The organism is Paenibacillus profundus (genome assembly GCF_021369635.1).
Taxonomy (GTDB): Bacteria; Bacillota; Bacilli; order Paenibacillales; family Paenibacillaceae; genus Paenibacillus_B; species Paenibacillus_B profundus.
Window position 1 is genome coordinate 180,874 of record NZ_JAJNBZ010000008.1, and the last position, 13,365, is coordinate 194,238.

A 13,365-nucleotide genomic window follows, 5' to 3' on the forward strand; every position below is an offset into this window, starting at 1 on the left:
TCGTGTTGAAGACGACGGAACATATTCATTTTATCGGCATCGGGGGCTATGGAATGAGCGCCATCGCTCGTGTCATGCTGGAAATGGGGTACACCGTCACGGGGTCCGATGTGGCCGAACAGGATTTGACGGAGAAATTGAGAGCGAAAGGCGCGACGGTGCATATCGGACACGATCCAGCGTATGTGCAGGATGCCGACATCGTCGTATATTCTACAGCTTGTCCCAAAGAGAACGTTGAACGGGTTGCTGCTGAGGAACGCGGTGTCCCCGTGCTGCATCGTTCGCAGATGCTGGCGCGTCTGCTTAATGCGAAGAAGGGGATCGCAGTTGCCGGTGCACACGGGAAGACGACAACCTCTTCAATGATCGCATTTGTGCTAGAACGCTGCGGTGTGAACCCAACCTATATTATCGGCGGGGAAGTAACGAACCTGGGTACGAATGCGCAAGCGGGCAGCGGCGAGTTCGTCGTGGCAGAAGCGGATGAGAGCGATGGTTCCTTCCTAGCGTATCACCCGTACATCGCCGTAGTGACGAACATTGAAGCCGATCACTTGGAAAACTACGACGGGAACTTTGAACGCTTGAAAGCAGCTTACGTGCAGTTTCTGTCACAGCGTAATCAGAACGGATACGCCGTGCTCTGCGCGGATGATCCTATCGTAAGCGGCATGGTGCCGCAATTAGGTGATGGTGTGGTCACGTATGGTATTGAAGCGCCTGCCGATTACGTTGCAGCAGATATTACAGCCGAAGATCGCGGCATGGCCTTTACGATGAAGCATCAAGATAAGCCGCTTGGCACGGTTCGTTTGTCCATTCCGGGGAAACACAATGTGTTGAACGCGATGGCTACGCTTATCGTCTGCATGCAGGCTGGCGTGCCGTTTGCCGAGGCGGCAGAGGCCATTCGCGATTTTATCGGAGCCAAGCGCCGTTTTCAAGTCATTGGCGAAGTGCAGGATGTGCTTATCGTCGATGATTATGCACACCATCCGACAGAGATTGAAGCGACCTTGGTAGCTGCTAGAGCCACCAAGCGGCGGATCATTGCTGTATTTCAGCCACAGCGATATTCGCGCACGTACTTTTTGTTTGACCAATTTAGCCGTGCGTTTCGTAATGCCGATGAGTTGATTCTTACCGATATCTACTCTCCAGCCGGTGAAATGCCGATAGAAGGTGTGCATTCCTCGAAGTTGGTCGAGTGCATTCGCGAGAACAGCAACAAGAACGCACAATACTTCGCGAGCAAGGATGACGCGCTGGAGCGCCTCAAATCACTTGTGCGGCCGGGAGACATCGTCATTACGATGGGTGCGGGCGACATCTGGAAGACGGCATATGGGTTGACGAAGGCACTGAAAGAACATGCGTAAGCTGATATAGAACAGCAAAGAGACCATTCCGCAAATAAGCCGGAGTGGTCTTTTTGTAAATATGCTAGAGCCTATGTTCCGTTCGACCATCGCCGCACTTCACGCGCACTCATATTGTTGTTGATACGCATGTCGTCTCCTTCTTTACCACGTTCTATCAACAATCTGATGAGTTGCGAGATTCGGATACGACATCTGCATGAAGCCATTCGCATGTGTTGCGAAAAATCACTCGGGGACTTGTTCTATCGTCTTGCAATCTATCATATAACTGATAGTAACGAAGAGGACAAGGTGAGGTGTGCGAGAGATGAGCGGAATAAATCCAAAAATGACGTTTCGGTTTCCGAAGTCTGAACCAGGCGATGGGCTCATACAGCCTACGGAGTCGGTTGAAGAGAGCGACAGCCCTTTTACACGATACATTGACCGTTCTGTCGAAGCGGCGCTGGTTAACGATAATACGATGGCGGAGCCGCGTGAATCTCTGCGAGCGGAAGATACGGAACAAGAATGTTCGCATGATGGCATTGCAGCACAAGTCGGGAATATTTCGGAGACCGACCAAATTGAACGGTGGATACGAGAGGCGGATCATAAGCCGCTGTCCTATTCCTTCAGCTCGTCTGTAGCGGATCCTGCTGGAGAATCGCTGAGCGATCAGGGAGAGCTCCTGTGGCAGGGCGTGCATACGCGCACGAGAAGACCTTCCTTGTGGAAAGTGATCGCTTCTGTCGCAGGGGCAGTGGCGACCGGAGCAGTGTTCGGATTTCTGGCTCTCTCTTTGTTCAAAGGCGAAGTGACGATGCCTAATCCAGAAGCATCCATTCCAACGCTATCGAACGGGACAAGCACGCAAGGCGCTGCGGTAAAGGCCGGATCTACGTCTGCGGGTGGCGGTGAAGGGAAGAAAAATACGGTCGCCGCTGCGAATCAGCCTGCAGCTGACCAAGGTGCTGCACAACATGCAGCGACAACGGCAGGCGGAGTATATGTAACCGAAGTAAATATTCCGGAAAAAGTGTTCTACATGCTGCAGTATGGCGTGTTCGATCAGCCAGAAGGCGCGAAGAAGGCAGCTTCGGAGCTGCGTGAACTCGGGCTTGCAGCCATGGAGGAGCAATCGAGTCAGCATCGCGTCTATGCAGCCATTGCCCAGGCAAAAGAGGATGCCATGGGATTGAGCCAGCTGATGAAGAACAATCAGGTCGATTTATATGTCCGTGAAATGACGCGTCCCGCATTGGCGAAGCTGGCTTTTCAAGGCGGTGCGGCTACTGTGGAGCAGTTCATTGCCCAGAGCGATAAGGTGAACGACTGGCTGATGTCCCAATCTATCGCTTACTTGGAGAAGAGTGAGGTCAAAGGGTTCGATGGTGATGCAACCGAGCAGCTGCGGCAGGAGCATTTAAAATGGACGCAGCAGATGAACGGGATGCAGAAGGGACAGCCCGAGCAGTCCCTCAAGGCTTGGACGCAGCTCGTACAGGCGATGAATACAGCGATAAGCGCGGTAAATGAATACAATAAGCAGCCTGCTGCTTCGCATTTGTGGAGCGTTCAGGAGGCGGTCATGATTTATCGTACGGCGGAGAGCAACTGGCTCGACACGATGAAGGCGTAACATTGCGGTTGCGAGAGGAGCCTGCGGCTCTTCGGTTTTCGATAGAAAGTTAGGATGCATGGGAGGAATGCAGAGTTGCAAAGTTTTAGCCGCAAAAATTCTTTTGTGGTAGAAGTAAGTGACGAACTGGAAATGGGATGCAGCAGATCTGAAACGGGATAGCCAAAGCGAAAGTATTCGTCTGTAACGGGGAAAGACTCGAAATGTCACAAACTAACGCCATAGTTCAACGACGTTGTTATCAAGTAGATGCTGCGTTGATCAAACGCCCCCTCTGCAAGGCATTCCTATAACGAAAGGCTTGTATGAGGGGGTGTTTGTAATCTGTTGATGCTTATGCGTCCGCGTTCAGCACGGACTCGATACGTGCCACCACTTCATCGGTCAGCTGTACGCCGGAAGCTTTGGCATTTTGCTCGATTTGTTCCGGGCGACTTGCGCCGACAAGCGCACTAGAGACGTTGGATTGCCGCAGAATCCATGCAATAGCTAACTGTCCAACCGATAGCTCAAGCTCCTGCGCGATGCCGGTTAACTGCTTCACTTGTTCGATGCGCTCTTCCGTAATGCCTTTGCGCACCCACTCGAGCTTTGCCGCGCGGCTCTCTGCCGGGAAGTCCGTTGCCGAACTGTACTTTCCTGTAAGCAGTCCCTGCGCGAGCGGAGAGTATACGACCTGGCCGATACCGTGTTGTTCACCGTAAGGAATGACCTCTTGCTCAATCTGTCGCTGGAACATATTATACACCGGTTGGTTGACCACGATGCGATCCAGCAAATAACGATCTGCGATCGCAAGGGCATCCGCCATTTGGGAAGCTGTCCACATGCTTACGCCAACATAGAGCACTTTCCCTTGACGGATGAGATCGTCCAAGGCGCGCAGCGTTTCTTCCATGCGCACCTGTGCATCAAAGCGATGACAGTAATAAAGATCGATATAATCATGGCCTAATCGTTGCAAACTGGCATTACACTGCTCGATGATGTGCTTGCGGGACAGACCGCGATCATTCGGACCATCTCCCATTTCACCGAACACTTTAGTTGCCAAGACGTACGACTCGCGAGGGTAGGATTTAAGCGTTTCGCCGACCACTTTCTCTGCTTCTCCTCTTTCGTATACGTTGGCCGTGTCGAAGAAGTTAATGCCTAAGTCGTAGGCGGTCCGTATCGCTTGCACGGCATTTTCTCGTTCAACATAACCGCCGTATGTAAGCCAACTGCCCAAGCTGATTTCACTCACCTTCACACCGCTCTTGCCTAATCTCCGATACTGCATCTTCGTTACCTCCTGAATCGTTCAATTTGAACTCATTGCCCACTGGACGTGCTGCTGCTATGAGGTTCCCTTCTCAATTGTAAAAGACGACCTGCCATTTGGAAAGGACTGCAAGCACTTTATCTAGATATTCGCCTCCAAGAAGTTTCATAATTTCCCTCCGTAACTTTAGGCATAGGACTGACGTCTAACCAATATGGATAACAGTTTTATATTTTTCCACAAATTCCCTTCTGTTGATTGGCGGTATCATGAAAGGAATCGTTTGTTTCAAAAGAAAATTCCGCGTATAATAGAAAAAGGTGTCAAAAAATGGCGAGGAGCGATTTAGAACATTGAAGAATACGCACTTTCAACAATCCGACCGCTCTCTTATCGTCTTGGCGTCTTCTTCACCGCGGAGGCAAGAACTTATCACATCATTAGGATTGCCCCATGTGGTACAGCCAAGCGATGCAGATGAGACTGTACCTGCCGACTGGGCTCCTACCCGAATTGTGGAGGCGCTCGCACTGCGTAAGGCGCAAGCGGTAGCTCAGGAACGGCACGTGTCCGGTGAAGACGGCATCGTCATCGGCTCCGACACGATCGTGGTGCTTGATGGCGAGGTATTAGGCAAACCTCATGATGAAGCGGATGCGGAACGAATGTTAACCTCGCTGCAAGGGCGATCGCATGAAGTGTATACTGGCGTTGCCCTCGTCCGTGCTGCTGACGGTCGCCAAGAAGTGTCCCATAGGGTCACGACCGTTCATATGACCGCATGGACACAAGAACAGATCCGTCGTTATATCGCAACGGGAGAGCCGATGGACAAAGCGGGATCCTATGCGATTCAAGGCATAGGCGCTACCTTAGTCACTGGAATTGAAGGTTGCTACTTCAATGTGGTAGGCTTGCCGTTATCGCTATTGACGGATATGCTTAAGATGTTTGACATTATCATCCCGTAATCGGAAAGGCAATCAAACGTTTTGACAGACGCCGTATTTTCCTTATTATTTAAGGAGGTTGTGAATTGGCAAAAAGTCCACTTCTTCGCGACCTTCCCCACGATGAACGTCCGAGAGAGCGCATGATGCAGCATGGGGCGGAAGCGTTAAGCCATTCTGAATTGTTAGCCATTCTGCTGCGTACAGGAACGCGGGATGAATCCGCGATCATGCTGGCGCAGCGCATCTTGAATCGGGTGGGACATTTGCGGCATCTGCAGGATTTGTCGATTACCGAGCTGACGAATATCCGCGGAATCGGTCTTGCGAAAGCGATTCAGCTGAAAGCAGGCTTAGAGCTAGGACGGCGTATGGCGCGTGCGCGCCAAGAAGATGCCGTCACGATTCGACGTCCGCAGGATGCGGCAGATTTGTTAATGGAATCGATGCGTTACTACCAGAAGGAACACTTCGTTTGCCTCTTTTTGAATACGAAAAATCGCATTATGGCACAAGAGACGATTACGATAGGCATTTTGGATGCTTCTCTTGTCCACCCACGCGAAGTATTCCGCGCAGCAATGAAGCACGGAACTGCATCCATCATCTGTGTTCACAACCATCCAAGCGGCGATCCGACACCGAGCCCGGAAGATGTGGCTCTTACAAGACGGTTAATGGAAGCAGGGGAAATTGTCGGAATCGAAGTGCTTGACCATCTGGTTATCGGAGATAACCAATATGTGAGTTTGAAGGAACGCGGGCTCATGTAATATAATGATTGAGATTGAAGGTTATAAAAAGGAGATTGACATCATGTTAGGTGGCTTTACAAAAGACTTAGGAATCGATTTGGGAACTGCAAATACATTAGTTTATATTCGCGGAAAAGGCATTGTCGTGCGCGAGCCGTCGGTCGTTGCCATTCGCACAGATACGAAGACGATTGAAGCAGTGGGTGAAGCTGCGAAGAAGATGATTGGCCGCACGCCGGGCAACATCCGTGCCATCCGTCCAATGAAGGATGGTGTTATCGCAGATTTCGATACGACCGCGACGATGATTAAATACTTTATTCGACAAGCGCAGAAGCAGCGTTCGTTGTTCCCGCGCCATCCGAACGTGATGGTATGCGTGCCTTCCGGCATTACAGCGGTCGAGCAGCGTGCAGTCGAGGATGCGACGAAGCAAGCGGGTGCCCGCGAAGCCTATACGATAGAAGAGCCGTTCGCGGCTGCGATCGGCGCGGACCTGCCCGTATGGGAGCCGACAGGCAGTATGGTCGTCGATATTGGCGGCGGTACGACAGAAGTGGCTGTCATCTCGCTCGGAGGCATTGTAACGTGCCGTTCCGTCCGCGTAGCGGGCGATGAGATGGATGAGTCTATCACTCAGTACATCAAGCGCCAATACAATCTGATGATTGGTGAGCGTACAGCGGAACAGTTGAAGATGGATGTCGGCTCGGCGATGAAGCTGGATGAAGAGGAGAAGATGGAGATTCGCGGCCGTGACCTTTTGACGGGTCTTCCGAAGACGCTTGCGATTTCTTCCCAAGAAATTACGGAAGCGTTGATGGATACCGTAAGCTCCATCTTAGAGGCTGTGAAAGTGACGTTGGAAAAATGTCCACCGGAGCTTGCGGCAGACATTATGGACCGGGGTATCGTACTGACGGGCGGGGGCGCTTTGCTGCGCAATCTGGACAAACTGCTTGCGCGCGAGACGGGAATGCCAGTCATCGTGGCAGAGAATCCGCTCGATTGCGTTGCAATCGGTACAGGCCGCGCGTTGGACAATATTCATTTATTTAAGGGACGCAGCAGCTCTGCTCTTCGTTCCAGACGATAATAGAGCGTCTTAATGGCGTTACGGATTCCCGCGTCGGTTCGTTCTAACGGCGCGGGCTCTGATTTGTGGGGGAACAAGATCGCTTTACGATGAGAAGGTGTTGACACTGTTTAAGCTGTTGGGGAACAAGCGATTATTTATTATGTTGTTCGGACTTATATTATTTATTGCGCTGATGGGCTTCACTCTTGGCGGACGCTTGAACTTGTCATGGCCGGAGAAATTTGTGCATGATACCGTCACGTTCGTGCAGCAGATTTTTTATAAGCCTGCATCCTACGTTTCTGGATTTATTAAAGATGTGTCCAATCTAAAAGATGTGCATGAAGAGAACGAGCGCCTCAAGATCGCTGTTGCTCAATACACGCGTGATAAAGCTCACTATAATGCCATTCAAGCGCAGAATGAATCGCTGATGGATGCCTTGAAGTTCACCGAACGGCAGAAGAAACTGAATCTTCCTTATGAATACCGGATTGCTCAGGTGACGTCCATCAACGTGGCTGATCCGTTCAACCAGACGATCAATGTCAATCTTGGTTCCAAGAACGGCGTTCGTCAAGGGATGCCCGTCATCTCGGTGGAAGGGGTCGTCGGCATGATTAGCCGCGTGTACGAATTCTCTTCGACTGTACAGCTGCTGACCAATCTGGATGACAAGGATCCGAGCTCCCGGCCCATTTCGGCGACGATTATGGGCAAAGAGAAAAAATCATTTGGCATGATTGAATCATACGATCACAGCAGCGGCACTTTTTCTATGACACGCATCGAAGAGGATGACGAAATCGCCGAAGGGGATACGGTTGTCTCGTCAGGAGAAGGCGGCATCTTTCCGAAGGGGCTTATTCTCGGGACGGTCATTTCCATCAATGTCGGGGAATTCGGTCTCACTCGCACGGCGACGGTGCAGCCGGCGGCGACATACCGCGATTGGCGCGAACTGTTCATCGTCATTACGCCGGATGCGAACGAGACGGGAAAAGAGGCCAAGTGATGAACCGTAACTGGATGATCGGATTCATGTTCATTCTCTTCCTGCTGGAGGGAACGGTGCTGCCCGTATTGATCCCGGATGCGTGGCAAGGGCGCATCGTCCCGCAGTTCGTGTTCATGGTCATACTTTACCACGCTGTATATCAGCACCGGCACACCTCACTGCTGATGGGATTGGGATTCGGGTTTCTGCAAGATATCGTATATTACGGTCATATGATCGGTCCGCATGCTTTTAGCATGGGGTTATTAGGATATTTGGTCGGACTTCTATTCACGTCGCGCAACGCCACTTTATTTTCGATGATGGCGATTGCGGTATTTGGAAGCTTTGCGAACCAGACGATTCTGTTCGCTGTTTATTCGTTGTTCGGCATCAATCGCATGACGTACGAGTATGCTTTGTTTGATTTTATGATACCGAGCTTGTTCGTGCAGCTATTGTTCGCGTTAGCGATTTATGTTCCGATGCGGACATGGTTTGACCGTCTGTCGGGAAAGGCATCTGCCGAAGATGAACAAGGCTAACAGCCGTCTTGGAAACTTTATTTCCAGGCGGCTAATGCCATTTTTAAATGTTTCGTTACTTTCATGCAGGAACTTTCCTCTTCCGTCACGAAAAAGATAACCTTGGGGAGGGAACATTCATGACGGCCAAGCCATTGGTAACCATTAAAGGCATGAAGGACGGCCTTGTGTTCCTGCTTGACGATGAGTGTGAATTTACGGACTTGTTGCGTGAATTGCGTGACAAGCTTGACCATACACCGAATTTTTTCGACGGACCGATTGTGTATGTCGATGTCAAGTTAGGGGCCCGTTCCGTCACGGACGAGCAGAAGGCAGAAGTGCTGGAAATTTTAAGACAACGGGGGAATTTGCTCATTCGATCGTTGGAATCCGATGCCGACTCGAAGACAGAAACGAAAGGATACCACGTTCATACGATGACTGGAATTATACGCTCCGGACAAATATTATGCCATGACGAGCATTTATTATTTCTAGGCGATGTCAATCCGGGCGGAATGATTATAAGCAGTGGAGATATTTTCGTGCTCGGCGCTCTTCGAGGCACAGCGCATGCAGGGGTGGACGGTGATTCGTCCGCCGTCATTGCAGCGTCATTGTTCGCTCCGACACAGCTCCGCATTGCGGACGTCATCAGCCGTCCTCCGGATGAATGGGGTGTCACACAAGCGCATATGGAGTTTGCTTACGTGCATGACGGCATCATGCAGATCGATAAAATCTCGCAGCTTCATCGTGTTCGCAAGGACATCAATTTGTTCAAAGGAGTGTAGAATAATGGGAGAGGCAATCGTCGTCACTTCGGGTAAAGGCGGCGTTGGCAAGACGACGACGTCGGCCAATTTGGGTACAGCGCTTGCTTTACTCGGCAAAAAAGTATGCATGGTCGATACGGATATCGGCCTTCGTAACCTGGACGTCGTGATGGGGCTTGAGAATCGCATCATCTATGATATTTGCGATGTGGCAGACGGTCGTTGCCGATTGAATCAAGCGCTCGTCAAGGACAAGCGATTTGACGAATTGTACATGCTGCCTGCGGCGCAAACGAAAGATAAGCTTGCTGTGTCGCCGGAGCAAGTCAAAGACATTATATTAGAGCTGAAGAAAGAGTTCGAATATATCATAATCGACTGCCCGGCAGGCATTGAGCAGGGCTTCAAGAACGCAATTGCCGGGGCGGATCACGCCATCGTCGTTACGACACCGGAAAATGCGGCCGTACGGGATGCGGATCGCATTATCGGACTGCTCGAGAATGCAAGCATCGGATCGCCTAAGTTAGTGGTGAACCGCATTCGCGCCAATATGATGAAGAGCGGTGAAATGCTTGATTTGGATGATATTTTACAGGTGCTGAATATTGATTTGTTGGGGCTCGTTCCTGATGATGAAATGGTAATAAAGGCTGCAAATGCAGGCGAGCCGACGGTAATGAACCCGGATTCACGCGCAGCAATGGCTTACCGCAATATTGCTCGCCGTATATTAGGAGACACGGTGCCGCTTATGCCGCTTGAACAGAAAAAGGGCGTGTTCACCCGGATGAAGAAGTTTTTGGGAATGGGATGAGTGAGCAGTGCTGAACAAATTTAAAAGAATCGATTGGGTTATTGTTGGAATTTTGCTTGCCTTTTCTGTGTTCAGCCCGCTTGTAATTCTCAGTGCGACGCATGGTGATCCGACTTTTGAAGGAACAGCAATGAAGACGGTCGTTTATTTCATTATCGGCTTTTTGCTGATGTTCGCTGTCGCTTTATTCGATTACCGCTGGCTGCTTAAGAGCTGGCCGATCTCGATGGGTATTACGATAGTTTTGCTTGTAGGCGTATTCTATTTTGGGCAAAATCTGAACGGAGCGATCGGCTGGTATAAGCTTCCCGGGGGAATGTCATTCCAACCTGCGGAGTTGGCCAAAATTACGCTTATCTTTGCACTGGCGCAGCTGATCGGCAGAAGAGACGGCGATCCGTTAACCTTTACCAAAGATTTGCTGCCTATTATCGCTGTGACTTTGGTTCCGTTTTTGCTTGTTGTCAAGCAACCCGATTTGGGGAACGCTATTATTTACATCGTGATCTTGATTGGGATGCTATGGATAGGCGGCATGAAATATCGCCATGTTCTGCTGGCAAGCCTGCTGGCCGCCGTTATGTTCGCTGCCGTCTTTTTTGCCTTTACTACTTTTCGAGTCGATTTGCAAGGCTTTTTTAGAGACGTCATTAAGCAGGAGCATTGGTTTACGCGCATCGATACGTTGATTAATCCGGAAGAAGCGACCAACGATGCCAAGCACCAGTCGAATTACGCAATGATCGCCATCGGCTCCGGAGGCTTGAGCGGGGACGGTTACATGCAAGGGGAATTGAAGCGGCGCAGCTTCATTCCGTATACCTATTCTGATGCTATATTTGTTGTCATTGGAGAGGAGTTCGGGTTTCAAGGTTCCTCACTGCTGCTTCTGTTCTACTTCTTGTTAATATACAGGATGATACTTATCGCCTTCCAATGCTATGACTTGAGGGGTTCGTACATGATAATCGGGATCGTCTCCATGTTTGTATTCCAAATCTTTGAGAATATCGGAATGATGATAGGTCTTATGCCGATTACCGGGATTACGTTGCCGTTTATCAGTTACGGCGGCACGTCTCTCATCTTGAATATGGTTTGTATCGGTCTTGTCATGAGCATACGTATTTATCAGGAAAAATATCAGCTGGAGCCTTAATTGCCCGGCTGCCAAAGGTTCCGTATTTTGACCTTCTTCAAGAAGGATCTGATGCGGAGCCTTTTTTTTTGTGGAGAATGACTCATGCGTACTAATTGAACATGTTCAAAAATGGACTTTATGAACAACCTCTAAAGGAGAGCTTGTTCATAACCGATTGGGGCTTGTCATACATATGATATATACACAAGTTCAACACGGCTGTATGTTGAAATCGGTGATGAAGGGATGAGGCAAGCATGATAGAGGACATTCGTCGGCGTAGGCAGGAGCGCATACGAGAAATTATAAACAAGGAGAATCCGCGGGAAGCCAAGATGGTGGTCATGGAACCGCAGAATATTACGGACGATAAGTACATCATTCCATACGAAGATGAATTTCCGCTTGCAGCGGATCCTAGAGGAGATGTGACGTGGAATGACACGGAATCCATTCCGGCATATTCCGGCGATCCGGAACGGTTGTGGAAATCCTCACGCAGGCAATGGCATGATCGCTATGGCTGGGATCAGGAGCCAGGCGGAGGATTGTGGCGTTCTATCCGCATAAGACTGATGTTGTCGGTGCTGCTGTTAGCAGCTGCCTATGGTGTGATGCGATATCCCGCCGAGTGGAATGCTCCTGCCCGAGCATGGATCGTGCAGGCATTGACAGAGGAAATGGATATGAAGCCGATTGCTGCGTGGTATAATCGTACATTCTCCGGCGCGCCATCGTTCATTCCGCAGTTCGCGCAAGGCGTGGATGCGACGAAGCCGGCACAGGCCCAAATATCGCTCATTCCCCCGTTGAAAGGCCAGGTGGTGCAGCCGTTCGCCATGAGTCTGAAGGGGGTGCGTATCGCAGCCGACTCGTCTGAAGGCGGAGTGGCAGAGGTGCACAGCGCAACGACCGGCCGGGTAATAGATATTACACATCATCCTGAAAAAGGGACAACCGTTATCGTCCAGCATGCGGAAGGCTTGGAGACGGTGTATGGCGGTCTTAGCTCGAGCTCGGTTCAGATGAACGATTGGGTAGAGGCGGGAGAAGCAATCGGCTCGCTGGCAGATTTCTCATCCTCATCCTCAGCTGCGCAGCCGAATACCCTTTATTTTTCTATCAAAAAAGAGGGTCAGTACATCGATCCGTCGGATGTGATTTCGTTTGATTAAATGGAGGGGCACCGTCTACAGTTTGCATCCGCTTTTCGTCCTCATGCTGGGCATGGCCGCTCTAACCGGTTATATATTCGAGTTGTTAACGCTATTCGCAATTGTGCTCGTTCATGAGCTTGGACATGTGGTCGCCGCCCGAATGTTCGGCTGGTCTATTACGGAAGTGAAGCTCCTCCCGTTCGGGGGGGTGGCGGAGACGGAAGATGGATCGCTGGCTCCGGCATGGCAGGAATGGATTGTAGCCATAGCGGGCCCGCTGCAAAATGGCATCATGATCGCTGCTGCCCTCTTTTTTCAACATATGGGATGGTGGAATGATAAGTGGACGGAAGACTTCGTACGAGCGAACGCGTTCATCGGTTTATTTAATTTGCTGCCTATCTTGCCGCTGGATGGCGGACGCATGCTGCAAGCAGTATGCTCACTCTGGTTCAGCTATCACCGGACACTTCTGCTAGGCGCATGGATGAGCATTGGATGCAGCGTGTTGATGGCATTATTCAGTGTCTATCCTTTACTGTTAGGAGAACGAATGAATTTGAACTTGTTTGTGCTCTCCCTATTTTTGCTGTGGAGCAATTGGGTGGAGCAGCGCAACCTTCCCTATCGCTTCGTGCGCTTTCTGATGCACCGGCCAATCCGGCTAAGGCAATGGGAGCAGCGTGTGTCTCTAGGGCGGCCGATCGTCGCTCAATCCGGTCGATCTTTATCGATGGTTGTGCGTCTATTTAGGCGGGATTCGTATCATTTTATTTATGTGATGGGCGAGAGCGGCCGCATTCAACGCGTCATCCCCGAGCAGCAGCTAATCGATGCGTTCTTCGATGCTCCGACGCCCGGCGGCACGAATATCGGACGGAAATAGAGCTTGGGGGT

At 50.6% G+C, this 13,365-nt stretch carries 13 protein-coding genes; 12 read left to right on the forward strand and 1 reads right to left on the reverse strand.

Going from position 1 to position 13,365, the window contains the following annotated elements:
- Positions 1-2 precede the first annotated feature (2 nt).
- Together murC and LQV63_RS12935 are read left to right on the forward strand one after the other, a co-directional pair.
- Entirely contained in the window at positions 3-1,382 is a 1,380-nt protein-coding gene (gene murC, locus LQV63_RS12930) for a UDP-N-acetylmuramate--L-alanine ligase (RefSeq protein WP_019422375.1), read from the forward strand.
- Positions 1,383-1,692: 310 nt separating this feature from the next.
- Positions 1,693-3,006, forward strand: coding sequence for an SPOR domain-containing protein (locus LQV63_RS12935; protein ID WP_233697021.1), 1,314 nt, complete (start codon positions 1,693-1,695; stop codon positions 3,004-3,006).
- 334 nt (positions 3,007-3,340) lie between these two features.
- On the opposite strand, the gene LQV63_RS12940 is transcribed toward LQV63_RS12935, so the two are convergent.
- A complete protein-coding gene (locus LQV63_RS12940) occupies positions 3,341-4,288 on the reverse strand; it encodes an aldo/keto reductase family protein (RefSeq protein ID WP_233697022.1) in 948 nt (315 codons plus the stop codon).
- A gap of 335 nt (positions 4,289-4,623) precedes the next feature.
- On the opposite strand from LQV63_RS12940, the gene LQV63_RS12945 reads away from it, so the two are divergent.
- The 10 genes from LQV63_RS12945 to LQV63_RS12990 all read left to right on the forward strand — a co-directional run bounded on the left by LQV63_RS12945 (position 4,624) and on the right by LQV63_RS12990 (position 13,354).
- Positions 4,624-5,241 (forward strand): Maf family protein, encoded by a 618-nt coding sequence (locus LQV63_RS12945; protein WP_233697023.1) that lies wholly within the window; start codon positions 4,624-4,626, stop codon positions 5,239-5,241.
- Positions 5,242-5,306: 65 nt separating this feature from the next.
- Positions 5,307-5,993, forward strand: coding sequence for a RadC family protein (gene radC, locus LQV63_RS12950; RefSeq protein WP_019422370.1), 687 nt, complete (start codon positions 5,307-5,309; stop codon positions 5,991-5,993).
- 43 nt (positions 5,994-6,036) lie between these two features.
- Entirely contained in the window at positions 6,037-7,071 is a 1,035-nt protein-coding gene (locus LQV63_RS12955; RefSeq protein WP_233697024.1) for a rod shape-determining protein, read from the forward strand.
- A gap of 97 nt (positions 7,072-7,168) precedes the next feature.
- Positions 7,169-8,068 (forward strand): rod shape-determining protein MreC, encoded by a 900-nt coding sequence (gene mreC, locus LQV63_RS12960; RefSeq protein ID WP_026011152.1) that lies wholly within the window; start codon positions 7,169-7,171, stop codon positions 8,066-8,068.
- The gene (mreD, locus tag LQV63_RS12965; RefSeq protein WP_019422367.1) at positions 8,068-8,595 is read left to right on the forward strand and encodes a rod shape-determining protein MreD; all 528 of its coding nucleotides are present in this window, start codon (positions 8,068-8,070) and stop codon (positions 8,593-8,595) included. Before mreC ends, mreD begins: the two co-directional genes overlap by 1 nt.
- 119 nt (positions 8,596-8,714) lie before the next feature.
- A complete protein-coding gene (locus tag LQV63_RS12970) occupies positions 8,715-9,371 on the forward strand; it encodes a septum site-determining protein MinC (RefSeq protein ID WP_019422366.1) in 657 nt (218 codons plus the stop codon).
- A 4-nt stretch (positions 9,372-9,375) separates the two neighbouring features.
- Positions 9,376-10,170 (forward strand): septum site-determining protein MinD, encoded by a 795-nt coding sequence (minD, locus tag LQV63_RS12975; RefSeq protein WP_019422365.1) that lies wholly within the window; start codon positions 9,376-9,378, stop codon positions 10,168-10,170.
- 7 nt (positions 10,171-10,177) lie between these two features.
- A complete protein-coding gene (locus tag LQV63_RS12980) occupies positions 10,178-11,329 on the forward strand; it encodes an FtsW/RodA/SpoVE family cell cycle protein (RefSeq protein WP_019422364.1) in 1,152 nt (383 codons plus the stop codon).
- Positions 11,330-11,568: 239 nt separating this feature from the next.
- On the forward strand, positions 11,569-12,486 hold the full coding sequence (locus tag LQV63_RS12985; protein ID WP_233697025.1) for a M23 family metallopeptidase: 918 nt from the start codon (positions 11,569-11,571) through the stop codon (positions 12,484-12,486).
- Entirely contained in the window at positions 12,479-13,354 is an 876-nt protein-coding gene (locus LQV63_RS12990) for a M50 family metallopeptidase (protein WP_019422362.1), read from the forward strand. The genes LQV63_RS12985 and LQV63_RS12990 overlap by 8 nt, the downstream gene beginning before the upstream one ends.
- The last annotated feature ends 11 nt before the right edge of the window (positions 13,355-13,365 follow it).